At 73.5% G+C, this 22,138-nt stretch carries 22 protein-coding genes and 1 pseudogene; 17 read left to right on the top strand and 6 right to left on the bottom strand.

The window, feature by feature from the left end; genetic code table 11:
- Nucleotides 1-16: 16 nt before the first annotated feature.
- Nucleotides 17-550: a GNAT family N-acetyltransferase gene (locus ACIRF9_RS34000; protein WP_403830109.1), complete on the top strand. Its 534-nt coding sequence runs from the start codon at nucleotides 17-19 to the stop codon at nucleotides 548-550.
- Between the two features lie 73 nt (nucleotides 551-623).
- Nucleotides 624-2,327 (top strand): proline--tRNA ligase, encoded by a 1,704-nt coding sequence (locus ACIRF9_RS33995; RefSeq protein WP_403830107.1) that lies wholly within the window; start codon nucleotides 624-626, stop codon nucleotides 2,325-2,327.
- Nucleotides 2,328-2,373: 46 nt separating this feature from the next.
- Here ACIRF9_RS33995 and ACIRF9_RS33990 read toward each other — a convergent pair whose 3' ends face one another.
- Nucleotides 2,374-2,787 carry a hypothetical protein gene (locus ACIRF9_RS33990; RefSeq protein WP_403830104.1) on the bottom strand — a complete coding sequence of 138 codons (414 nt, stop codon included), beginning with the start codon at nucleotides 2,785-2,787 and terminating at the stop codon, nucleotides 2,374-2,376.
- A 15-nt stretch (nucleotides 2,788-2,802) separates the two neighbouring features.
- Between ACIRF9_RS33990 and ACIRF9_RS33985 the strand changes: the two are divergent.
- The 4 genes and pseudogenes from ACIRF9_RS33985 to ACIRF9_RS33970 form a co-directional block, all read left to right on the top strand.
- A pseudogene (locus ACIRF9_RS33985) lies at nucleotides 2,803-3,627 on the top strand (FAD:protein FMN transferase); the annotation flags it as partial.
- Nucleotides 3,628-3,820: 193 nt separating this feature from the next.
- The gene (locus tag ACIRF9_RS33980; protein ID WP_403830435.1) at nucleotides 3,821-4,402 is read left to right on the top strand and encodes a ferric reductase-like transmembrane domain-containing protein; all 582 of its coding nucleotides are present in this window, start codon (nucleotides 3,821-3,823) and stop codon (nucleotides 4,400-4,402) included.
- Entirely contained in the window at nucleotides 4,399-5,622 is a 1,224-nt protein-coding gene (locus ACIRF9_RS33975; RefSeq protein ID WP_403830433.1) for an NADH-ubiquinone oxidoreductase-F iron-sulfur binding region domain-containing protein, read from the top strand. Before ACIRF9_RS33980 ends, ACIRF9_RS33975 begins: the two co-directional genes overlap by 4 nt.
- Nucleotides 5,619-5,834 carry a ferredoxin gene (locus tag ACIRF9_RS33970; RefSeq protein WP_403830102.1) on the top strand — a complete coding sequence of 72 codons (216 nt, stop codon included), beginning with the start codon at nucleotides 5,619-5,621 and terminating at the stop codon, nucleotides 5,832-5,834. Before ACIRF9_RS33975 ends, ACIRF9_RS33970 begins: the two co-directional genes overlap by 4 nt.
- A 7-nt stretch (nucleotides 5,835-5,841) precedes the next feature.
- Here the strand turns inward: ACIRF9_RS33970 and ACIRF9_RS33965 are convergent, their stop codons facing one another.
- Nucleotides 5,842-6,069 (bottom strand): hypothetical protein, encoded by a 228-nt coding sequence (locus ACIRF9_RS33965; protein WP_403830099.1) that lies wholly within the window; start codon nucleotides 6,067-6,069, stop codon nucleotides 5,842-5,844.
- A 148-nt stretch (nucleotides 6,070-6,217) separates the two neighbouring features.
- On the bottom strand, nucleotides 6,218-6,640 hold the full coding sequence (locus ACIRF9_RS33960) for a helix-turn-helix domain-containing protein (RefSeq protein WP_403830097.1): 423 nt from the start codon (nucleotides 6,638-6,640) through the stop codon (nucleotides 6,218-6,220).
- Between the two features lie 285 nt (nucleotides 6,641-6,925).
- On the opposite strand from ACIRF9_RS33960, the gene ACIRF9_RS33955 reads away from it, so the two are divergent.
- The 3 genes from ACIRF9_RS33955 to ACIRF9_RS33945 are packed head-to-tail and all read left to right on the top strand — an operon-like array spanning nucleotide 6,926 to nucleotide 8,851.
- Nucleotides 6,926-7,516 (top strand): RNA polymerase sigma factor, encoded by a 591-nt coding sequence (locus ACIRF9_RS33955; RefSeq protein ID WP_403830095.1) that lies wholly within the window; start codon nucleotides 6,926-6,928, stop codon nucleotides 7,514-7,516.
- Nucleotides 7,513-8,229 (top strand): BN159_2729 family protein, encoded by a 717-nt coding sequence (locus ACIRF9_RS33950; protein ID WP_403830092.1) that lies wholly within the window; start codon nucleotides 7,513-7,515, stop codon nucleotides 8,227-8,229. The genes ACIRF9_RS33955 and ACIRF9_RS33950 overlap by 4 nt, the downstream gene beginning before the upstream one ends.
- A 28-nt stretch (nucleotides 8,230-8,257) precedes the next feature.
- Nucleotides 8,258-8,851 carry a hypothetical protein gene (locus ACIRF9_RS33945; RefSeq protein WP_403830089.1) on the top strand — a complete coding sequence of 198 codons (594 nt, stop codon included), beginning with the start codon at nucleotides 8,258-8,260 and terminating at the stop codon, nucleotides 8,849-8,851.
- 145 nt (nucleotides 8,852-8,996) lie between these two features.
- On the opposite strand, the gene ACIRF9_RS33940 is transcribed toward ACIRF9_RS33945, so the two are convergent.
- The 3 genes from ACIRF9_RS33940 to ACIRF9_RS33930 are packed head-to-tail and all read right to left on the bottom strand — an operon-like array spanning nucleotide 8,997 to nucleotide 11,063.
- Nucleotides 8,997-9,899 (bottom strand): aminoglycoside phosphotransferase family protein, encoded by a 903-nt coding sequence (locus ACIRF9_RS33940; RefSeq protein ID WP_403830086.1) that lies wholly within the window; start codon nucleotides 9,897-9,899, stop codon nucleotides 8,997-8,999.
- A 28-nt stretch (nucleotides 9,900-9,927) separates the two neighbouring features.
- A complete protein-coding gene (locus ACIRF9_RS33935) occupies nucleotides 9,928-10,452 on the bottom strand; it encodes a ferritin-like domain-containing protein (protein ID WP_403830084.1) in 525 nt (174 codons plus the stop codon).
- Entirely contained in the window at nucleotides 10,449-11,063 is a 615-nt protein-coding gene (locus tag ACIRF9_RS33930) for a hypothetical protein (protein ID WP_403830083.1), read from the bottom strand. Before ACIRF9_RS33930 ends, ACIRF9_RS33935 begins: the two co-directional genes overlap by 4 nt.
- A gap of 203 nt (nucleotides 11,064-11,266) precedes the next feature.
- On the opposite strand from ACIRF9_RS33930, the gene rimP reads away from it, so the two are divergent.
- The 8 genes from rimP to ACIRF9_RS33890 all read left to right on the top strand — a co-directional run bounded on the left by rimP (nucleotide 11,267) and on the right by ACIRF9_RS33890 (nucleotide 22,105).
- Nucleotides 11,267-11,779 (top strand): ribosome maturation factor RimP, encoded by a 513-nt coding sequence (rimP, locus tag ACIRF9_RS33925; RefSeq protein WP_403830081.1) that lies wholly within the window; start codon nucleotides 11,267-11,269, stop codon nucleotides 11,777-11,779.
- Nucleotides 11,780-11,781: 2 nt separating this feature from the next.
- Nucleotides 11,782-12,768 carry a transcription termination factor NusA gene (gene nusA, locus ACIRF9_RS33920; RefSeq protein WP_403830078.1) on the top strand — a complete coding sequence of 329 codons (987 nt, stop codon included), beginning with the start codon at nucleotides 11,782-11,784 and terminating at the stop codon, nucleotides 12,766-12,768.
- Nucleotides 12,769-12,914: 146 nt separating this feature from the next.
- The gene (locus ACIRF9_RS33915; RefSeq protein ID WP_403830076.1) at nucleotides 12,915-13,229 is read left to right on the top strand and encodes a YlxR family protein; all 315 of its coding nucleotides are present in this window, start codon (nucleotides 12,915-12,917) and stop codon (nucleotides 13,227-13,229) included.
- A 147-nt stretch (nucleotides 13,230-13,376) separates the two neighbouring features.
- Nucleotides 13,377-16,454 carry a translation initiation factor IF-2 gene (gene infB, locus ACIRF9_RS33910; RefSeq protein WP_403830073.1) on the top strand — a complete coding sequence of 1,026 codons (3,078 nt, stop codon included), beginning with the start codon at nucleotides 13,377-13,379 and terminating at the stop codon, nucleotides 16,452-16,454.
- A gap of 172 nt (nucleotides 16,455-16,626) precedes the next feature.
- Entirely contained in the window at nucleotides 16,627-16,920 is a 294-nt protein-coding gene (locus ACIRF9_RS33905) for a DUF503 domain-containing protein (RefSeq protein WP_403830431.1), read from the top strand.
- 48 nt (nucleotides 16,921-16,968) lie between these two features.
- Nucleotides 16,969-17,418 carry a 30S ribosome-binding factor RbfA gene (gene rbfA / locus ACIRF9_RS33900; protein ID WP_403830071.1) on the top strand — a complete coding sequence of 150 codons (450 nt, stop codon included), beginning with the start codon at nucleotides 16,969-16,971 and terminating at the stop codon, nucleotides 17,416-17,418.
- Entirely contained in the window at nucleotides 17,415-18,320 is a 906-nt protein-coding gene (truB, locus tag ACIRF9_RS33895) for a tRNA pseudouridine(55) synthase TruB (RefSeq protein WP_403830068.1), read from the top strand. Before rbfA ends, truB begins: the two co-directional genes overlap by 4 nt.
- 260 nt (nucleotides 18,321-18,580) lie before the next feature.
- Entirely contained in the window at nucleotides 18,581-22,105 is a 3,525-nt protein-coding gene (locus tag ACIRF9_RS33890; protein WP_403830066.1) for a trypsin-like peptidase domain-containing protein, read from the top strand.
- Nucleotides 22,106-22,138 lie beyond the last annotated feature (33 nt).

Genomic DNA, 22,138 nt, shown 5'->3' with positions numbered 1-22,138 from the left:
CTGTAGGCTCCCCGCCATGGATCTCGTCATCGGCCCCCTGGACCTCCCCGCCCACGTGGACGAGGCCCTCGCGGTCCAGGCAGTCGCCTTCGGACTGGGCCCGGACGAGGTGGCCGTCCGCCGACAGATCGTCCTGCGCCACATGACGTACCCGGGCGCGAGAGCCCTCGGGGCCGGCACGCCGGAGGGCCGGCTGGTCGGATTCGTCTACGGCATGCCCAACGACCGCACCCACTGGTGGTCCACCGTCGTCGAGCCCTACCTCCGTGCCCAGGGCAACGACCTCTGGCTCGACGACTCCTTCGTCATCACCGAGCTCCACGTCCATCCCGCCTACCAGAACCGCGGGGCCGGCCGGGCCCTGATCACCGCGATCACCGACAGCGCGACCGAGCCCCGCTCGATCCTCTCCGCGATCGACTTCGAGAGCCCCGCCCGCGCCCTCTACCGCTCCCTCGGCTACGAGGACCTGGCCCGCCGCGTCCTCTTCCCCAGCGCCCCCCGCCCGTACGCGGTGATGGGCGCCCGTCTCCCGCTGCTGCGGAAGTAACGGATTTCCGGCGACACCGCGCTCCCGGCTAACCTCCTTGCCATCACCCTTACCCGGCAGGAGTACGAGAACCATGGCGAACGCACCGGTCCAGCGCATGTCCCAGTTGATGGCGAAGACCTTGCGCGACGACCCGGCCGACGCCGAGGTCCTCAGCCACAAGCTCCTCGTCCGCGCCGGCTACGTCCGCCGCACGGCGGCCGGCATCTGGTCCTGGCTCCCGCTCGGCAAGAAGGTGCTGGCCAACGTCGAGCGGATCGTCCGTGAGGAGATGGACGCGATCGGCGCCCAGGAGGTGCTGCTCCCGGCCCTCCTGCCCCGCGAGCCGTACGACGCGACGGGCCGCTGGGACGAGTACGGCGCCGAGCTGTTCCGTCTGAAGGACCGCAAGGGCGGCGACTACCTCCTCGGCCCGACCCACGAGGAGATCTTCACCCTGCTGGTCAAGGACCAGGCGTCCTCGTACAAGGACCTGCCGGTCATCCTGTACCAGATCCAGCACAAGTACCGCGACGAGGCCCGCCCGCGGGCCGGCATCCTGCGTGGCCGCGAGTTCCTGATGAAGGACTCGTACTCCTTCGACACGGAGGACGAGGGCCTCGCCCAGTCGTACGCCCTGCACCGCGAGGCCTACCAGCGCGTCTTCGCGCGCCTCGGCCTCGACTACCGCATCTGTGCCGCGACCGCGGGCGCGATGGGCGGCTCCAAGTCGGAGGAGTTCCTCGCCCCGGCCAACGCCGGCGAGGACACCTTCGCGGACTGCCCGAACTGCGACTTCGCGGCCAACACCGAGGCGATCTCGTACGAGCTGAAGCCGGTGGACGCCGAGGGCGTGCCCGCGCTGGAGGAGATCCCCACCCCGGACACCCCCACCATCGAGACCCTCGCCGCGCACCTCGGCGTCCAGGCCTCCGACACCCTGAAGAACCTCCTCGTGAAGGTCGACGGCGAGATCGTGGCCGTCGGCGTCCCGGGCGACCGTGAGGTCGACATGGGCAAGGTCGAGGCGCACTTCGCCCCGGCGACGGTCGAGCTGGTCACCGCCGAGGACTTCGTGGGCCGTCCCGACCTGGTGCGCGGTTACGTCGGCCCGCAGGGCCTGGGCGAGAAGGTCACCTACATCGCCGACCCGCGCGTGGCCCCCGGCACTTCCTGGATCACCGGTGCCAACAAGGACGGCATGCACGCGAAGAACGTCGTCGCGGGCCGTGACTTCGAGGTCGACACGTACGTCGACGTCGTGGTCGTCCAGGAAGGCGACCCCTGCCCGAACTGCGGCACCGGCCTCAAGCTGGACCGCGCCATCGAGATCGGCCACATCTTCCAGCTCGGCCGCAAGTACGCCGACGCCCTCAAGCTCGACGTCCTCGGCCAGAACGGCAAGCCGGTCCGCGTCACCATGGGCTCCTACGGCATCGGCGTCTCCCGCGCGGTCGCGGCGCTCGCCGAGCAGACCGCCGACGACAAGGGCCTGTGCTGGCCGGCCGAGGTCGCGCCGGCCGACGTCCACGTGGTCGCCGCGGGCAAAGCCCTGCAGACCGAGCTGGCCCTGGAGGTCTCCGAGAAGCTGCGGGCGGCCGGTCTGCGCGTCCTGGTGGACGACCGGGCCGGGGTCTCCCCGGGTGTGAAGTTCACCGACTCCGAGCTGATCGGCGTACCGAAGATCCTGGTGGCGGGCCGTCGCTCGGCCGAGGGCGTGGTGGAGCTGAAGGACCGCAGGACCGGCGAGCGCGAGGAGCTCACGGTGGACGAGGCGATCGCCCGACTGACCGCCTGAATTTAAAGGATCGTCTCAGAGACTTCTGTCGAGGCGTATGGGAGCCTCACAGACTTCTCTCAGGCCGTTCCCCGAACGTAGTGCGTGACAGAACGTCACTGCGGAGGGGAACGGTCATGGCGACCAGGGAAGAGGAGCGGGGGGCCGCGGCAGCGGTCCGCAGAGGCGCACGGCGGACGGCGGCCTTCGCCGCCGCCGTGACGCTGGCCGGGGCGGCCGGAGTGTTCGCCCTGATCGGCACCATGCAGGCGGACGCGAGCACGACGGCGAGCAGCAGCGGCACGAGCTCCAGCACGAGCTCCAGCACGAGCAGCAGCTCGGACAGCTCCACCGGCACGGACTCCTCGTCGAGCGGCTCCTCGTCGGACAGCTCGAGCAGCTCGTCGAGCTCGGAGAGTTCCTCCAGCTCCGACAGCTCCAGTGGCCTCACCTCCTCCTCCGGCGGCTCCGCCGACTCCACCTCGGGAGCGTCGTGATGACCAGGTCGCTCGAGCCCCGCACCACGGCCGCCACCGAGTGGCGCGCCCTCGGCACCACCGTCCGCCTGGTCGTCACCGACCCGGCCCTGCTGGAGTCCTGCAACCTGCTCCTCGCCCGGCAGCTCGCCGAGGTCGACGCGGCCTGCAGCCGCTTCCGTCCCGACTCCGAACTGGCCGCCCTCGACACCACCGCGGGCCGCCCGGTCCGGGTGAGCCCCCTGCTGGCCGAGGCCCTCGACGTGGCCCTGCGCGCGGCCGCGGCGACCGACGGGACGGTGGACCCGACCGTCGGTTCCGCGATGGACGCGATCGGCTACGACCGCGACTTCACCCTCGTCCGCGAGGACGACCGCCCGGTCCGGCTCACCCTGCGCCGCACCCCCGGCTGGCGCACCGTCACCCTGGACCGCGCCACCGGCACGGTCACCGTCCCCCGGGGCGTCCGCCTCGACCTCGGTGCCACCGCCAAGGCGTGGGCCGCCGACCGGGCCGCGCGGATGCTGGCCGACACGGCCGGCTGCGGGGTCCTGGTCAGCCTGGGCGGTGACACGGCCGTCGCGGGCGAGGCCCCGGCGGACGGCTGGCAGATCCGCGTGCAGGACGTCACCGGGCCGGTCGACGAGATCCCTGCGGAGGGCGCGTACGCCACCGTCGGCATGCGCGGCGGCGGCCTGGCCACCTCCGGCACCACGGCCCGGCGCTGGCAGCGCGGCGGCCACGACCTGCACCACATCGTCGACCCGCGCACCGGCCTGCCGGTCCGTTCCCCCTGGCGCACCGTCTCCGTCGCCGCCTCCACCTGCGCCGACGCCAACGCGGCGAGCACGGCGGCCCTGGTGAAGGGCGAGGGCGCGGAGGCCTGGCTGACGCGGCAAGGCCTCCCGGCCCGTTTGGTGACCCAAAAAGGCGTGGTCGTCACGACACCGGGCTGGCCGACCAACCTCAGGGGTGCGGGGCTGTGCCGATCAGCGGCTCCGCCGCGGAGCGCGCCCAGCCCCCGCCGGGGGCAGCCGCGTGACGAGCGAAACCCTCTGGTACGCCAACCGAGCCACCGGCGCAGTCTGCCTCGTCCTCTTCACCGTCGTCGTCCTCCTGGGCATCGCGGTCCGACTGAGAACCCGGCTCCCCGGCCTCCCCCGCTTCGGCACGATGACCCTCCACCGCACCCTCTCCCTCTCCGCCACCGCCTTCCTCGCCCTGCACATCACCACCGCGATCGTCGACGGCTACGTGAACATCACGCTCCTCGACGCACTGATCCCCTTCGTCTCCGACTACCAGCCCCTCTGGCTCGGCCTCGGCACGGTCGCCTTCGACCTGATGCTCGCCGTCCTCGTCACCAGCCTCCTGCGCGAACGCATCGGCCACCGCGCCTGGCGCACCCTGCACTGGCTGGCCTACGCCTCCTGGCCGGTCGCCCTGATCCACGGCATCGGCATCGGCACGGACACCGGCGCCGACTGGATGACCTGGCTCACCGTCGCCTGCGTGGCCACGGTCGTCACCGCCGGAGTCGCCCGCCTCACCCACGCGGCCCGCGCCGCCCGCCGCACCCCCGCCGCCCTCCTGCGCACCGCCGAAGGAGCCCGACCGTGACCGCCACCTTCCCGGACCTGTACATGTCCCCCCGCCTCCTCGCCCCCGGCGCCGCCCCGGCCGACCTCCCCACCCACCACCGGCGCTACGGCCCCCTGCCCTACGGCGACCCCGAGGGCGTCCTGCGCGCGGTGGCCGAATCCGGTCTCACCGGCCGTGGCGGAGCCGCCTTCCCGACGTACCGCAAGCTCGTCTCGGTCGCCGAGGCGGGCCGCCGTACCGGCCAGGCCCCCGTGGTCGTCGCCAACGGCGCGGAGGGCGAACCCGCCAGCCGCAAGGACAGGACCCTGCTGCACCTGTCCCCCCACCTCGTCCTGGACGGCCTCCAGATCGCGGCCCACGCGGTCGGCGCGGGGAAGGCGTACCTCGGCGTGGAGGACGGCGCGACCTGGCTGGAATCAGCCGTCGCCCAGCGCACCGCCGACCCGCTGCCCGTCGAGGTCGTCAGGCTGCCCAAGTCCTTCCTCTCCGGCCAGGCCTCCGCCCTCGCCCGGTTCGTCTCCGGCGGCGCGGCCGTGCCCACCCACCAGCGCCCGCCGGTCCGCGAGCGGGGCGTGCACAAGGCCCCGACGCTCGTCCAGAACGTCGAGACCCTCGCCCACCTCGCGCTCGTCGCCCGCTACGGCGGCGACTGGTACCGCAGCGCCGGCACCCCGTCCCAGCCGGGCAGCGCCCTGTGCACGGTCCACGTCGCGGGACACGAACCCCGGGTGATCGAGGCGCCGTACGGCCTGCCGCTCACCCGTCTGCTGCCGCTGGAGGGCGCCTCGGCGGTGCTCGTCGGCGGCTACCACGGCACCTGGATCCCGGCCCGGGAGGCCGCCGAACTCACCGTCGACGCGACCTGGTTGGGGGCCGGCGTGCTGGCCGCCCTTCCCGCCGCCCGCTGCGGTCTCGCCGAGACGGCCCGTGTCCTGCGGTATCTCGCCCTGCAGTCGGCCGGCCAGTGCGGGCCCTGCCTCAACGGCCTGCCCCGTATCGCCACCGCGTTCCGCACCCTCGCCACACCCGGCCCCCAGGGCACCGTGCGCACCGACCTCGCCCGCTGGTCCGGCCTCGTCGAGGGCCGGGGCGCCTGCCACCATCCCGACGGCACGGTCCGTCTGGTCCGCAGTGCCCTGACCACCTTCGCCGCCGAGGCCGACGCCCATGCCCACGGCCGCTGCACGGCCACCGACCGCACGCCCCTGCTGCCCGTTCCCGAGGAGAGCCGACCATGAGCACGGACCAGCGCATCGACATCGACTGGACCGCCTGCCAGGGGCACGGCCTGTGCGCGGAACTCCTCCCGGACCACATCACCCTGGACGAGTGGGGCTATCCGATCGTCGACGGCACCCCGGTCCCGTCCCGCACGGTGAAGCGGGCCCGCCGGGCCGCCGCCGACTGTCCGGTGCTCGCCCTCAAACTCGCGCCGGCGCCGGTCGGCTGACGGGGGATCAGCCGACCGGCGCGGCGGCGCCGCAGGGGGCGAGTTCGCGCGGGAACTCCACGCGCATGCCGCAGAAGCAGATGAGCAGCTCGCCGCGCGACGCGGGGGCGCCCAGATCGATCATCAGGATGTCGCGCACTTCCCGGAGCACGTCGCGTACCTGGAAGCCTCTGGCCACCCGGATGCTGACCTCGTCAGGATCCCAGACCGCGATTTCCGGCAGATCGTCTGCCATGCAAATGTGGATGCACACAACTGTCTCCCCAGGGCTGCACAACGAACACGCAGATCCGCTCCGGGAGGCCAGCGGCTGACTGATGGTACCGACGGCCGCCGGGCCCGTGGGGGATTTCGTCATATTCATCCGTAACGCGGAGGCGTTCTCAGGTGATGCGGCTGACCTGAAGCATCGCCTCGGCGTCCCTGATCAGGGCGCGTTGGCGTGACTCGGGCAATTGCCGGTACAGCTTGAGGAGTCGAGCCTCGCGCTCGTCCCCGCTGGGGCCGGGTACGGGGCGTCCGACCGCCTCGAAGAACTCCCTCGGTGTCGTGCGCACACCCCAGCGCCGGAACGCCTCGACCATGGCCCGCAGCTTCTCCGGGTCGACGCGGGAGGTACCGCGGGTCCGGTTCATCCAGGCGTTCAGCGTCGGGTACGAGATGCCGGCCTCCGACGCCAGATCCTTCTGGGTCCTTCCCGGGGCCTGCGTCAGAAGGCGTTCGAGCAGAGCGGCCAGGTCCTCGTCCCGGCGTGCGGGATCGTGACCGGGGTCGGTGTCTCCTGAGGTGCTCTGCTGGTTCGTCACGCTTCCGAGGATCGGCCATCAATATCTACAAGCGCAAGTAGATCGCAGATCGGCGGGGGTGCTTCCGAAGCACACCCGAGCGCCGGTGCGGTGACGGTGCATCCGTGCGCCCCCGTGCTCCCCACGGGGAGGGTCATCCATCCGATTTCTCACGTTCCGTGAGTGTCTTGACACTATATGCATCCACGTGAAGACTGTAGATAACTCCGGACGTGCACGCGTGCCGGGGTGATGTCTGTCCAGGAAATCTACATCTACATGCATACTGGAGATTGGGGGGTCATCGTGCCCGTACCGAACCACGCCACGACCGCTCCGGACCGCCCGGAACCCGAGCTGGTCGCCCGGGCCCGCACCGGCGACCGGGAGGCGTTCGCCGCGCTGTACGACGAGCACTACCGGGTCGTGTACGGCTTCCTGCTCATCCGCACCCGCAACAGACACCTGGCCGAGGACCTGACCCAGGAGGCGTTCACCCGGGCCCTGTGCCGCATCGACGGCTACACCTGGCAGGGCACGGCGTTCGCCGCCTGGCTGATCACCATCGCCAAGAACCTCTACCTCGACGAACTGGGCCGCGGCCGCACCCGGCTGGAGACCCCCGTCGCCGAGTTCCACGACCCCCAGGAACCGGGCCGGTGCGTGGAGTCGCTCGCCCTGCGCGAACTGGAGGCGGTCGAGGCCCACGAGACGGTCCGCACCGCACTGCACTCGCTCAACGCCCACCAACGGCACTGCGTGGAACTGCGCTTCCTCGACGAGCTGACGCCGGCCGAGACGGCCCGGGCGATGGGCCGCAGCGTCGGCGCCGTCAAGACGCTGACCTACCGCGCGCTGCGCAAACTGCGCTGGACGACCGGGGCGGTGTCCGTGTGAACGGCGACCTTCGCCAGGCCACCCACGTGATCCGCGCGGCACTGGAGTCCACCCCGCCGGACCAGGCGGCAGCGGCCGTCGCGCACGCCCTGGACTCGGCCCGCCTTCTCGTCCGCCCCGAGCGCTGCCTCGGTGTCGTCCTGCACCGGACGCCGGACGGCGGCTGGGCCCGCACCCCACGGCCGGTCACCGACCTGGAACGGCAGGCGCTGGCCTGGGACACCTCCTGCGCCCGGGCCCGGCAGGTCGCGCGCGCCGTCGAGCGGCACCTGGACGGGCACCTCGGCCCGCACGGCATCCGCGTGGACGGCGACCGGGTGCGGGTCGTGCTGCGCGTCGACGACGCCGCCCAATGGGCCCGCTGGCGCTCGTACTTCGGTGTCACCGCCGTCGCAGAGCCGACCCGCCCCCACACCCTGACCGCCGAGGGCGAACGCGACGGCGTCCCGGTGACGGTCGTGGCCCGCGGCAGCGGCACCGAACCGCCGAAGGGCCCGGCCGGTGCCGAACTGCGCCCCTTCCGGCTCGGCGCGACCACGTACGACCTGGCGCTGCCGCAGCGCGACACGCACGGGGACGTCTGGTACTTCCAGGGCTGCCGCACCGCCGACGGCATGCCCCTGCTGTCCGTCGACGGCCGCCCCGAGCGCTGCTCCCTCGCCCAACTGGAAGCCCAGCTGGGGCCGTTGTCGCCGGTGCGGGACACGAACTGATCCCCGTTCACCGCCACCGGAGTACTCGATGCCCCCATCCTCGACCGGCCCCCACCCCGAAGGGCCGTGGTCCGGCCGCCCCCGGACCCACCTGCCCCGTGCCGTCCGCCCCGCAGGCCGGATCGCCGCCGCCGTGCTCCGCCTCCTCAGGGAGCGCGACCGCCCCGCCCCGCAGGAGGACGATCCACGCCACCGCCTCGCCCTGGACCTGGACGACTGCCGACAGGAACTGGCCCGCTGGCAGCGGCACGCCGACTCCTACGAACAAGAGCTGACCCACGTCGCCCGCGAACGGGCGCACCTCCTCGCCTGGCTGGCGGCGCTGCACCCGTCGAGCGCCGTCATCACCCCGGTCGCCGACGCGGGGCCGAGCGGCACACACCTGCTGCGGCTCATGGCCGGGGAACGGCTGCTGTCCTGGCGCCTGCCGTCCACCGACCTCCCCCTGTTCGCGCACGTCCCGCACACGGAACCCACCGCGACACCTCCGCGACGGGACGGCCCCGGGGCTCCGGACCAGTCAGCCCACATCCGACGGCACACCCGTCTGCTGGCCATGGAGGGCTCCCTGTTCGTCACGCCCGCCGAGACACAGCCGTCGGCACGGCCTCCCGACCGCTGACAGCCCACGGTCACCCCGTGAGACTCCGGCCGGCAGGCTCGGGAGGCACGTCGGCCGGACCCCCAGCGCCCCCCTGCGGGAACACCCGGCGGAGGGGCGCTGCCCCCGACCCCGGCACCGCACACCCGCCACCCCCGAACCACCCCTACAGCCAGCCCGCGAACTCCAGCAGCAGCTCGGCGTCCCGAGCCCGCCCGACCCTGCGCGCCCGGACACCCGACTCCACCGCCCGGAACAACGTCCACCCCCGCAGCCGCTCCTGATCCAGGTCCAACGACTCCGCCAGCTTGCGCACGCGCCGCCGCGTGGTCGCCGCCCCCGACGGCGAGGCGATCAGATCCTCCACCCGGTCCCGCACCAGCCGCGCCAGATCGAACGCGCACTCGCCGACCACCGGATCCGGCCCCACGGCCAGCCACGGCATCCGCTCGCCCGCCAGCACCTTGCTCTGCCGGAACGTCCCGTGCAGCAGCCGGTGTTCGGGCGGTGCGGCCAGCAGCTCCTCCCGGGCCGCGAGCGCCGCGTCCACCAGGTCGCGCACCTCCGCGTCGGCGCTCGCCCGCATCGCCTCCGCCTGCCGCCCGGTCCGCTCGGCGACCGTCTCGAAGCCGCTCGCGCCGCCTTCGGCAGGCGGCTCCACCCACAGCCGCCGCAAGGTCCCCGCCGCCTCCAGCAGCGCCTTCGCCTCCGGCAGCGACCGCACCGACACATCCGGATGCAGCCGTTCGAGCAGCAGCACCCCCTCGGTGACCGGCCCCTCGAGCAGCTGCACGGCGCCCAGACCGGCCCAGTGCGCCAGCGCGGCCCGCTCGGCCTCCGGCCGGAACCGGGGCGGGGCCAGCTTGAGCACGGCGGGCGTCCCGTCCGCACGGCGCACCAGGGCGACCAGGCTGCTCCGGCCGCCCGGCACCTGCACCCGCTCGACGGTCAACTCGCGTAGAGCGACGGCCTGTTGGACCGCCTCCGGCAGCTTCTCCAACCAGTCGTCACCGCTCGGTGCCGTCTCACCGAGCGCCCTCACCAGACGCTGCGGCGGTTCGAAAGCCATGCGCGAGTCGTTCCCTTCCCTCTCCGGGTCACACGGTCGGTGTCGCCGAGCCCCCGGAGGTGGCCGCGTCCGTAACGGCCCGCTCGGCGAGCCCAGGGAAGGCTACGCTCCCGCCGCGCCAGCGCACCGCCCGCACCGCCGCCTCCCGCAGCGCCCCGGCCGCCTCCCGGCGCCGCTCGTCCCCGGCCGCCCGCACCAGGTCGGAGTACACCCCGGCCACCCGGTCCTCCAGTTCGGCGGCGAGCCGGACCGCCGCCGCCGAGTCCGGCACCGCAAACGGCAGCGCGTACGCGGCACTCGCCGCGACCGGCTCGGCGCCCAGGTCGCGCACCTCGCGCACCAGCGCGTCCCGGCGCGCCCGGTGCGCGTCGTACCCCGCCCGCGCCTCCGCGCGCCGCGCCTCGCTGATCCGGCCGCCGACGACGCCGTACCCGTACACCGCCGCGTGCTCGGCGGCCAGCGCCGCCTGGAGCGCCGTCAGCTCCGCGCCCGGCTTCCCGGTCGGCGCCGCGCTCGGTGTCGCGCTCGCCTTCCGCCCGCTCGTCCTCGTCATCGCTTCCCCTCCGTCAGCAGATACGCGTGGGCCGCGCCGGCCGCCGCCACCGAGGCGAGCAGCCGGGCCAGCTCGCCCGGGACCTCCATCAGCGCGGTGGTCCTGCGGTCCGCGAGCTCCCGCTCGGCGGCGGCCAGACCGGCGAGAGCGTCCTTCTCGGTCGCCGGGGAAGCCGACGGCGCCGCGGCCGCCGAAGCGGCGCTCGACGAGGACACGGAGGCCGAGGGGGACACGGAAGCCGAGGGGGACGCGGAAGGAGACGGGGACGCGGAAGGAGACGGGGACGCGGAAGGAGACGGGGACGCCGGAGCCTTCACGTCACCCCCGAACGCCTCCACGTGCCGTACGACCTCCGCCCGCAGCGGTGCCAGCCGCGCCGTCAGCGCGGGATGGGCGGCGAGGACGGCGTCGTACCGCTCCAGCAGCCCGTCGCTGTCCCGGGCCGCACGCGTGCGTGCCCGCTCGGTGACGGACGGGGTGCCGCTCGCCACCTCCTCGGAGTCCTCGGCACCGGACGAACAGCCCACCAGCAGGGCGGCCCCGGCGGCCGACGCGAGCAGGGTTCTTCTGCGCGGCCCGGCGGGGGTGCGCGGCGGGAGCGGGAACGGCACGGCAGACGTCCTCGGGGAACTCGTACGAACGGAAGACCGGGCGGGGAACAGGCCCGTGATCACCGTACCCGCGCACCCGCCGGAGCGAGGTCTCCGCCACCCTCCGTGCACAGGTGGACGGCAACACTCCCCGCGACCGGATACCCTTTGACCAGACACGCGACCCATCCCACAACAGCACACGCGGCCGAGGAGTCACCCGGATGAGCACCACCCAGAGCGAGAGGCTGCGAGAGCTCCTGGAACCGCTCGTCACCTCCCAGGGCCTGGATCTCGAAGAGATCGCCGTGGACTCCGTGGGCCGCAAGCGCGTGCTGCGTGTCGTCGTCGACTCCGACACCGGGGCGGACCTGGACCAGATCGCCGATGTGAGCCGCGCGCTCTCGGCGAAGCTCGACGAGACGGACGCGATGGGCGCGGGCGAGTACACCCTCGAGGTCGGCACCCCGGGCGCGGAGCGCGCCCTCACCGAGCACCGCCACTACGTGCGCGCCACCGGCCGGCTGGTGAAGTTCCAGCTGAGCGAGGGCGGCGAACTGGTCGCGCGGATCCTCAAGGCCGACGACGACGGCCTCGACCTCGAAGTGCCCGGCGTGAAGGGCCGCAAGGCCACGACCCGCAGAGTCGGCTTCCCGGAGATCGAGAAGGCCCGCGTGCAGGTCGAGTTCAACCGCAAGGACCAGGACGTCAAGGACGAGAAGGAAGAGGAGGCGTAGCCGTGGACATCGACATGAGTGCCCTGCGGGGCTTGGTACGGGAGAAGGAGATCTCCTTCGACCTGCTGGTCGAGGCGATCGAGTCGGCCCTCCTCATCGCCTACCACCGCACCGAGGGAAGCCGCCGACACGCGCGCGTGGAGCTCAACCGGGAGACCGGGCATGTGACCGTGTGGGCGAAGGAGGACCCCGAGGACCTCGAAGAGGGCCAGGAGCCCCGCGAGTTCGACGACACCCCGTCCGGCTTCGGCCGTATCGCCGCCACCACCGCCAAGCAGGTGATCCTGCAGCGGCTGCGCGACGCCGAGGATGACGCGACGCTCGGCGAGTACGCCGGCCGCGAGGGCGACATCGTCACCGGAGTGGTCCAGCAGGGCCGCGACCCCAAGAACGTGCTCGTGGACATCGGCAAGTTGGAGGCCATCCTGCCGGTCCAGGAGCAGGTCCCCGGAGAGACCTATCCGCACGGCCTGCGCCTTCGCTCGTACGTCGTTCGGGTGGCGAAGGGTGTGCGCGGTCCCTCGGTCACGCTTTCGCGTACCCACCCCAATCTGGTGAAGAAGCTCTTCGCGCTGGAGGTGCCGGAGATCGCCGACGGGTCCGTCGAGATCGCCGCCATCGCACGCGAGGCCGGTCACCGCACCAAGATCGCGGTCCGTTCCACCCGTTCGGGCCTGAACGCCAAGGGCGCCTGCATCGGCCCCATGGGCGGCCGGGTGCGCAATGTGATGGGCGAGCTGAACGGCGAGAAGATCGACATCGTCGACTGGTCCGACGACCCGGCCGAGATGGTGGCGAACGCGCTGTCCCCGGCCCGGGTCTCCAAGGTCGACGTGGTGGACCTCGCCGCCCGCTCCGCGCGCGTGACCGTGCCGGACTACCAGCTGTCCCTGGCGATCGGCAAGGAGGGGCAGAACGCCCGCCTCGCGGCCCGTCTCACCGGCTGGCGGATCGACATCCGTCCGGACACCGAGCAGACGGCCGAATAGACGTCACAGACATCCGACCAGCGGTTGGGCCGTTCGGGGGAATGGATCCAAGCCGCAGCCCGCTTAGATCACGTCAGATGTATCGCGGCAAGTGTTCGAGTCCTGCCCCAAAGGGGTGAGGTCGCCGCGGGGAGGTAGACTTAACTGTGTCTGGCCGGACGCACGCCGGAGCATGCCCTGAGCGCACCTGTGTGGGGTGCCGGGAGCGAGCGGCCAAGACAGAGCTGCTGCGCATCGTGGCGATCAAGGACGCATGCGTCCCCGATCCTCGCGGTACGCTGCCCGGCCGGGGTGCGTACGTACACCCCGCACTGGTCTGTTTCGACCAGGCGGTGCGCCGCCGGGCGTTCACGCGGGCGTTGCGCGCCCCGGGAGCGCTCGACACAAAGGCGTTGCGCCAGTACGTCGAGCAGACGACAGTTGCCGATCAGGCAACCGTTGCCGACCAGGCGACACCGTAAGAAGCGTCGCGCGGAACGTCCGTGCGGCTCAGGTACCCCGCGAGTTGGAAGTAGGTCGAGATTGCGATGAGCACTCGATGAGCACGCGATGAGTACGCCCATGAAGTAGCGACGGTCCGGACGCAACCCGGACCTAAAAGGAGCGAAGTGGCTAAGGTCCGGGTATACGAACTCGCCAAGGAGTTCGGCGTGGAGAGCAAGGTCGTCATGGCCAAGCTCCAAGAACTCGGTGAATTCGTCCGTTCGGCGTCTTCGACCATCGAAGCGCCCGTAGTCCGCAAACTGACTGACGCCTTCCAGGGCGGCGGCAAGCCCGCCCCGCGCAAGGCAGCCCCCAAGCCTGGCGCGCCCTCCCCGGCGCAGTCGGCCCGTCCGGCCGCGCCGCGTCCGGCGGCCCCCAGGCCCGCCGCGCCCCAGCCGCCGGCGGCTCCGGCCGCTCCGGCCCCGGCCGCCTCGTCGGCCCCCGCGCCGGTGACCCCCGGCCCGCGTCCCGGCCCCAAGCCCGCGCCGCGTCCGGCCCCGGCCGCCCCGGAGTTCACCGCTCCGCCGGCGCCCCCGGCCGCCCCGTCCGCGCCGCGTCCGGCCGCCCAGGGACCGCGCCCCGGCGCGCCCCGTCCCGGCGCCCGCCCCGGCGGTCCCGGTCAGGGTCACCAGGACCGTGGCCAGGGTCAGCGTCCGGCGGGTCAGGGCCCGCGTCCCGGTGGTGGCGGTGCGCCGCGTCCGGGTGGTGCCCGTCCGGCCGGCCCGCGTCCGGGCAACAACCCCTTCACGTCCGGCGGTAACGCCGGCATGGCCCGTCCGCAGGCCCCCCGTCCGCAGGGCGCGCCGCGTCCGGGCGGCCCGGGCGGTGCCCCCGGCGGCGGCGGTCCCCGTCCCCAGGCCCCCGGCGGTCAGGGCGGCGGTCCCCGTCCGCAGGCTCCCGGCGGCTCGCGTCCCTCTCCGGCGGGCATGCCCCGTCCGCAGGGTGCGGGTCCCGGCGGTCCGCGTCCCGGCGGCCCGCGTCCGAACCCCGGCATGATGCCGCAGCGTCCCGCTGCCGGCCCGCGTCCCGGCGGTGGCCCCGGCGGCCGCGGTCCGGGCGGTGCGGGTCGTCCCGGCGGCGGCGGTCGTCCCGGTGGCGGCGGCGGTTTCGCCGGCCGTCCGGCCGGTCCCGGCGGCGGCGCCCGTCCCGGTGGCGGCGGCGGCTTCGCCGGTCGTCCCGGTGGCGGTGGCCCCGGCGGCGGTGGCGGCGGCTTCGGTGGCGGCGGTGGCCGTCCCGGCTTCGGCGGTCGTCCCGGCGGTCCCGGTGGCCGCGGTGGCACGCAGGGTGCCTTCGGCCGTCCCGGCGGTCCGGCCCGTCGTGGCCGCAAGTCGAAGCGTCAGCGTCGCCAGGAGTACGAGGCCATGCAGGCCCCGTCCGTCGGCGGTGTGATGCTGCCGCGCGGCAACGGCGAGACGATCCGTCTCTCCCGCGGCGCGTCGCTCACCGACTTCGCGGAGAAGATCAACGCCAACCCGGCGTCGCTCGTCGCGGTCATGATGAACCTCGGCGAGATGGTCACCGCGACCCAGTCCGTCTCCGACGAGACCCTCCAGCTCCTCGCGGGCGAGATGAACTACCAGGTTCAGATCGTCAGCCCGGAGGAGGAGGACCGCGAGCTGCTCGAGTCCTTCGACATCGAGTTCGGCGAGGACGAGGGCGACGAGGACGACCTGGTGGTCCGTCCGCCGGTCGTCACCGTCATGGGCCACGTCGACCACGGTAAGACCCGACTGCTCGACGCCATCCGCAAGACGAACGTCATCGCGGGCGAGGCCGGCGGCATCACCCAGCACATCGGTGCCTACCAGGTCTCGACCCAGGTCAACGACGAAGACCGCGCGATCACCTTCATCGACACCCCGGGTCACGAGGCGTTCACCGCCATGCGTGCCCGTGGTGCCCGGTCGACGGACATCGCGATCCTGGTGGTCGCGGCCAACGACGGCGTGATGCCGCAGACCGTCGAGGCGCTCAACCACGCCAAGGCGGCCGACGTCCCGATCGTCGTCGCGGTCAACAAGATCGACGTCGAGGGTGCCGACCCGACCAAGGTGCGCGGTCAGCTGACCGAGTACGGCCTGGTGGCCGAGGAGTACGGCGGCGACACCATGTTCGTCGACATCTCCGCCAAGCAGGGTCTGCACATCGACGACCTCCTCGAGGCCGTCATCCTCACCGCGGACGCCTCGCTCGACCTGCGGGCCAACCCGAACCAGGACGCGCAGGGCATCTCGATCGAGTCCCGTCTCGACCGCGGCCGCGGTGCCGTGGCGACGGTCCTCGTCCAGCGAGGCACCCTGCGGGTCGGCGACACGATGGTCGTGGGCGACGCCTACGGTCGCGTGCGCGCCATGCTCGACGACAACGGCAACAACGTGGCCGAGGCCGGCCCGTCGACGCCGGTCCAGGTCCTCGGCCTGACCAACGTCCCGGGCGCCGGCGACAACTTCCTCGTGGTCGAGGAGGACCGTACGGCCCGCCAGATCGCCGAGAAGCGTGCGGCACGCGAGCGCAACGCGGCCTTCGCCAAGCGCACGCGCAGGTTCTCCCTGGAGAACCTGGACGCGGCGCTGAAGGCCGGCGAGGTCCAGCAGCTGAACCTGATCATCAAGGGTGACGCGTCTGGTTCCGTCGAGGCTCTCGAGTCCTCCCTGCTCCAGCTGGACGTCGGCGAAGAGGTCGACATCCGCGTCCTGCACCGCGGCGTCGGTGCGGTCACGGAGTCGGACATCGACCTGGCCATGGGCTCGGACGCGATCGTCATCGGCTTCAACGTCCGGGCAGCCGGGCGTGCGCAGCAGATGGCGGAGCGCGAGGGTGTCGACGTGCGCTACTACTCGGTCATCTACCAGGCGATCGAGGAGATCGAGGCGGCCCTGAAGGGTCTCCTCAAGCCGGAGTACGAAGAGGTCGAGCTCGGTACGGCGGAGATCCGCGAGGTCTTCAAGTCGTCCAAGCTGGGCAACATCGCCGGTGTCCTCATCCGCTCGGGCGAGGTCAAGCGAAACACCAAGGCACGCCTCATCCGCGACGGCAAGGTCATCGCGGAGAACCTCAACATCGAGGGCCTGCGTCGCTTCAAGGACGACGTCACCGAGATCCGCGAAGGGTTCGAGGGCGGTATCAACCTCGGCAACTTCAACGACATCAAGATCGACGACGTCATCGCGACGTACGAGATGCGGGAGAAGCCGCGGGTGTAAGCCCCGGTGAGTGTGCCGGTCCGCAGGGCATGCCCTGCGGACCGGCACACGGCTTTCGGCGGTGGGAAACCCCGTCGAGTCGTCGCCGGGATCGGGGTACCGTTCATGATGCCCCTGTCCCACACGGCCGACAGGGCCATCGATCCCGTACCGGCGGGTGAACCGGCTGCACATGTACGTGGGGACTCTGTCCTTCGACCTCCTCCTCGGCGACGTACGGTCGCTGAAGGAGAAGCGCTCCGTCGTCCGCCCCATCGTCGCCGAGCTCCAGCGCAAGTACGCGGTGAGCGCGGCCGAGGTCGACCACCAGGACCTCCATCGCAGGGCCCGGATAGGCCTCGCCGTGGTCTCCGGTGACGCGGAGCACCTCACCGACGTACTGGACCGGTGCGAACGGCTGGTCGCCGCCCGCCCGGAAGTGGAGCTGCTGTCGGTCAGACGGCGCTTCCACGGCGAAGACGACTGACCACAGACCAACAGACACGAGAAGCAAGAAAGAACGGGAGAGCGAGCAGTGGCCGACAACGCGCGCGCCAAGAGGCTGGCGGACCTCATCCGAGAGGTGGTGGCGCAGAAGCTGCAGCGTGGGATCAAGGACCCGCGGCTCGGCTCCCACGTCACCATCACGGACACCAGGGTCACAGGCGACCTCAGGGAGGCGACCGTCTTCTACACGGTGTACGGCGACGACGAGGAGCGGGCGGCCGCCGCGGCCGGACTGGAGAGCGCCAAGGGCATCCTGCGCTCCGAGGTCGGCCGCGCGGCGGGCGTGAAGTTCACGCCCACCCTGGCCTTCGTCGCCGACGCCCTCCCGGACAACGCCCGCACCATCGACGACCTCCTCGACAAGGCGCGGGCCGCCGACGCGAAGGTCCGTGAGGCGTCCGCGGGCGCCGGGTACGCCGGCGAGGCGGACCCGTACCGCAAGCCCGGTGACGACGAGACGGACGACACCGCCGAATGAACCGCAAGACCACCGCGCCCGACGGCCTTGTCATCGTCGACAAGCCGTCGGGCTTCACCTCGCACGACGTCGTGGCCAAGATGCGGGGGATCGCCAGGACCCGCCGCGTCGGCCACGCCGGCACGCTCGACCCCATGGCCACGGGCGTCCTCGTCCTCGGCGTGGAGAGGGCGACCAAGCTCCTCGGGCACCTCGCCCTCACCGAGAAGGAGTACCTCGGCACCATCCGCCTCGGTCAGACGACCCTGACGGACGACGCCGAGGGCGAGATCACCGCCTCCGTCGACGCCTCCGGAGTCACCCGGGACGCCGTCGACGCCGGCATCGCCAAGCTCACCGGCGACATCATGCAGGTGCCGTCCAAGGTCAGCGCCATCAAGATCGACGGCGTGCGCTCGTACAAGCGGGCCCGGGAGGGTGAGGAGTTCGAGATCCCGGCCCGGCCGGTCACCGTCTCCTCCTTCGCGGTGTACGACGTCCGGGAGGCCGTCGCCGAGGACGGCACCCCCGTCCTGGACCTGGTCGTGTCGGTCGTCTGCTCCTCCGGCACCTACATCCGCGCCCTCGCCCGCGACCTGGGCGCCGACCTCGGCGTCGGCGGCCACCTCACCGCCCTGCGCCGCACCCGCGTCGGCCCGTACAAGCTGGACTCGGCGAAGACGCTGGACCAGCTCCAGCAGGAGCTGAGCGTGATGCCGATCGCCGACGCCGCCGCGGCCGCCTTCCCCCGCTGGGACGTGGACGCCAAGCGGGCCCGGCTGCTCACCAACGGTGTCCGGCTGGAGATGCCCGAGGAGTACACGGGCGCCGGCCCCGTCGCCGTCTTCGACCCGGAGGGCCGGTTCCTGGCCCTGGTGGAGGAGCAGAAGGGCAAGGCCAAGAGCCTGGCCGTGCTGAGCTGAGCCGGTCCGGCCGGTCCTTTGCCCGTGGAGCGGCGGACACGGGGTGATCCATCGTCCCGCCGCTCCACGGTCCCCCCTCGGTTCCCCCACCCCTAGGGTGTATCCAACGACCCCCGTTCATTCACCCGTCCGGGCAGGCGCTCGGAGTGAACCGAGGGAGCGCAGGGGGGCGCGTTCGTCCGGCGGTCTGTCTTCTTGATCACCGCACGCCTACCGTCGAACGGACGGCAGGCACACGGGCGCGGCGCGGAGGTACGACGATGGCGGGACGGGTCCCGCGGACCGACGACGGCCACCGCACACACACCGCACCCACCGAGGCCGCCTCCCACGCCGCCTCCGGCGCCCCTCCCTCCGACGCCTCCCGGGCCCGCCTCGACGCCTCCCTCGTCCGCATCCGCGACCTCGCGGGGCGACCGCGCGGCACCGGGTTCGTCGCCGATCACCTCGGCACGGTCGTCACCAGCCACGAGGCCGTCGACGGCCTGCCCCGCCTCGTCCTGTACGACGCCGACGACCGCGGCTGTGCCGTGACCGCCGACGCGGTCACCCCGCTCCCGGAGCTGGACCTGGCCCTCGTCCGCACCGAGGGCCTCGGCGCGGAGCCGCTGCCGGTGACCGTCCGGGAGGACGTCGGGACCGGCACGTACGTCCGGCTCGCCGCGGGCTGCTGGCGCGAGGCCCGCGTGCTGGCCGCGACGCAGGCGACCTACACGGCCACGGACCGCTTCCACCTCCTCGACGGCGCCCTGGAGCTCGCGATCGGCACGGCGGGCCGGGACGCGCTGCGGCTGGGCGGCGGCGCGGCCGGGGGACCGGTGCTCGACGCCGAGACCGGTGCCGTCGTCGCGGTCCTGGGCACCGCCCTGCACTCCGGCGACCGCGACGCCGCTTTCGCCGTACCCCTGCGTCCCGCCGCCGCGGGCCCGCTGGCCGACCTGCTCGCCCGCAACGCGGCGACCGTGCCCGCGTACGGCGCCGACCTCAATCTCGCGGGCGTCCTGGAGCTCGCCGCCACCTCGGTGGCCTCGGACGGCCCGCCCGGCACCCTCCCCGGACACCCGGGCGAACCCGGCGCCTCCGCCGTGGAGCCGGTCGAACGCGCCGGAACGGCACGGGAGTTCGCCGCCTTCGACACCGGCCCGGCGGCCGTCCTCGGCCTCGTCGGCGCCCCGGGCAGCGGCCGTACGACGGAACTCGCGGCCCTCGCCGCCCGCCGCGGCCGGGGCCCCGAACCCGCCCCCACCCTGTGGCTGCGCGGCGCCGACCTCAGGGAGGAGGACGACTCGCTCGCCGACGCGGCCCGCCGGGCGCTGACCCGGGCGGCCCGCATCGTGGCGGCCTCGGCCGGCGCGAGCCCCACCGCCCTCGGTGACCTCACCCCCGCACACCTGGCCCGCCTCGCCCGCACCGCCGGCCGTCCCCTCCTGCTGCTGCTCGACGGCCCCGAGGAGATGCCGCCCGTCCTCGCCCACCGGCTGGCCGACTGGACCGAGGGCACCGTGCAGTGGCTTCGGGAGACGGGGGCACGGCTGATCGTGGCGTGCCGGGCCGAGTACTGGGAGGGAGCCGGCACCGGGTTCCCGCCGCGGATGCTGTACGGCGGCGGAGAGCCCGGGGAGGCGAGGCGCGGGGCGCTGCCACCGTGCGTCCCGCTCGGCGACCTCACCCCGGACGAGGCCCATGAGGCCCGTGTCCGTTACGGCGTCCCCGACACCGCCCTGGCCGCCCCCGACGCCCGTCACCCCCTCACGCTGCGGCTCCTCTCCGAGATCCGCGCCGCCCTGCCCGACGCGCCGCCCAACGCCCCCGTCGACCGCGACGACGTGCTGTCCGCCTACCTCGACCTGATGTGCCTGCGCGTCGCCGTCCGCCTCGCCGCCGAGAACGGTCTGCGCGGCACGGCCGTACGCCGGCTCGCGGCGAAGGTCTCCGGCCAGGTGCACGAGGCCGCCCGCCGCAGCCTAGGGCCGGGGCAGGGCGAACTGGACCGGGCGTCGTTCGAGGCGGTGTTCCCCTGGGGACCGGCGCCCGCCCGGCTCGGTGGCGGCACCGGCTGGGCGTCCGCCGTCCTCACCGAGGGACTGCTGGTGCCCGCGGGCAGCGGCTACCGCTTCGCCCACGAGGAACTCGCCGACTGGATCCAGGGCGTCCACCTCGACCTGGACGGAGCCCTGCGCGCCCTGGTCCACCGCCGCCGCAGCCCCGACGGCGGCCATCCGCTCCCCGTCCCGCACCACCGGATCGGCCCTGTCGTCCAGGCCCTGCTCCTCCTCGCCCGCCAGGACGGCATCGGCCAACTCCTCGGCCGACTCGAGGAGTTGACCCGGGCCCTGGGGGCCGACCCGGCCTCCTGGTGGGCCGGCCGGCTGCTCGCCGAGACCCTGCTGCGCGTCCCGGACGCCACCCCGTACACCGGCGTCCTGTGTCTGCTGGCCGACCGGATCGTGGCGGGGGGCGAGCAGGCGGTCCGGCGTCCCGAGTTCGGGCCCGGCTTCTGGACGCGGCTCGCCCTTCCGCCCGAGGTCCGCCTGGACCTCCTGCGCCGTCTCGTCCTCGCCGACGCGGCTCCGGAGGACGTCGGCGCACCCCGGTACCTCGACGCCGTCGCGCATCTCCTCGCCGTCGACGCCACCGCCGTACAGCCGTACCTCACCCGCTGGTTCGACGACGAGCGGCCGCTGCCCGCGACCCCGCACGCCACGGTGGCGACGGCCGCGCAGGCGCTGCTGCACACCCACCGGCACCGGGGGCTGGACGACCTCACGGAGGTCCTCGTCGGCCGGGGCCATCGGCGGGCCGACGAACTGCTCGCCGTACTGGCGGAGGACGAGCCGTCCGCGCTGTGCCGGGCCGTCGACCGGTGGGCGCACGACGAGCGGCCCGACCGGCGGGTCGCGGCGGTGGCGTACGGTCTGCGCGCCGCCCCGCACGCGACGACCGACGCCGACCGGGGCCTGCTGCGCTACGCGGCCCTCGCCCTGCTCGCCCGGCCCGCCGACCGCGCCCTGCACGGCGGCGCGCTCGCCCTCCTGGTCCGCGACCCCGAGAGCCGGGCCCGGTACCTTCCGCAGGCGCTGGAGCGGTTCGCGGCGGGCGATCCCCAGCTTCCGCCGAGCGCGCTGCTCACCGCGCTCGCCACAGACCCCGAGCCGGTCCTGGGAGCCGTCCGGGCCCGGCTGAGCAGCCCCGGAGCGGGCGGCACCCTGCGCGCGCTCGCCGATGTCACCCCGCCCTCGCTCGCCCGCCGGGTCGCCGCCCTCGTCCGGGAGGCGGTGGAGCGGCGGCCGGAGACCGCCGGGGACGTGGCCGCGTACGTCGACCGACGCCTGGACCAGGGGCCGACCGTACGTGCCGTCCTCTTTCCGCTGGTCGCGGGCCTGCTGGACGGCGACGGCCCCGAGCAGGTACGGGCCGCGCTGGCCGGCGTGCTGCTCGCCCCCGGCACCCCGGACTCCCGCCCGCTCCGGCGCGAGCTGCTGGAGTTCCTGCTGGACCACGAGCACACGCCCGCCGTCCTGGACGCGGTGCTGCACGCGGCCCCGCAGCGCAGCGGCGAGGAACTGCGCGTGCTCGTCCACCGCACCGGGCTGCTCCTGGTCCGCACCCCGGACGGCGCGACCCGCTTCGACCGCGGCCTGGTCGAGCTGGGGCGGCACATCCCGGGCTTCGCCGCGCAGGTGGCCGGCTGGTTCACCGAGGCCCCGGACGACTGGGCCGCGGTCGTCGGCGCCGGCACCCGCCGCATGCTGGAGAACCTCGCGGGGGTACGGGTGCCCGCGTGACCCGCGGATGCTCTCCGGCACACGTGGGTCGAG

The sequence above is a fragment of the Streptomyces sp. NPDC096132 genome (genome assembly GCF_044763345.1).
GTDB lineage: Bacteria > Actinomycetota > Actinomycetes > Streptomycetales > Streptomycetaceae > Streptomyces.
The sequence above is the reverse complement of the archived record's forward strand: the minus strand, read 5'-3'. Positions and strand labels throughout refer to the sequence as shown.

What these genes read in the sequence shown, in the direction of transcription:
- ACIRF9_RS34000 (WP_403830109.1), top strand. Translation starts at nt 17, where the DNA reads ATGGATCTCGTCATCGGCCCCCTGGACCTCCCCGCCCACGTGGACGAG.
- ACIRF9_RS33995 (WP_403830107.1), top strand. Translation starts at nt 624, where the DNA reads ATGGCGAACGCACCGGTCCAGCGCATGTCCCAGTTGATGGCGAAGACC.
- ACIRF9_RS33970 (WP_403830102.1), top strand. Translation starts at nt 5,619, where the DNA reads ATGAGCACGGACCAGCGCATCGACATCGACTGGACCGCCTGCCAGGGG.
- ACIRF9_RS33965 (WP_403830099.1), bottom strand. Translation starts at nt 6,069, where the DNA reads ATGGCAGACGATCTGCCGGAAATCGCGGTCTGGGATCCTGACGAGGTC.
- ACIRF9_RS33945 (WP_403830089.1), top strand. Translation starts at nt 8,258, where the DNA reads ATGCCCCCATCCTCGACCGGCCCCCACCCCGAAGGGCCGTGGTCCGGC.
- ACIRF9_RS33940 (WP_403830086.1), bottom strand. Translation starts at nt 9,899, where the DNA reads ATGGCTTTCGAACCGCCGCAGCGTCTGGTGAGGGCGCTCGGTGAGACG.
- ACIRF9_RS33935 (WP_403830084.1), bottom strand. Translation starts at nt 10,452, where the DNA reads ATGACGAGGACGAGCGGGCGGAAGGCGAGCGCGACACCGAGCGCGGCG.
- rimP (WP_403830081.1), top strand. Translation starts at nt 11,267, where the DNA reads ATGAGCACCACCCAGAGCGAGAGGCTGCGAGAGCTCCTGGAACCGCTC.
- ACIRF9_RS33905 (WP_403830431.1), top strand. Translation starts at nt 16,627, where the DNA reads ATGTACGTGGGGACTCTGTCCTTCGACCTCCTCCTCGGCGACGTACGG.
- truB (WP_403830068.1), top strand. Translation starts at nt 17,415, where the DNA reads ATGAACCGCAAGACCACCGCGCCCGACGGCCTTGTCATCGTCGACAAG.
- ACIRF9_RS33890 (WP_403830066.1), top strand. Translation starts at nt 18,581, where the DNA reads ATGGCGGGACGGGTCCCGCGGACCGACGACGGCCACCGCACACACACC.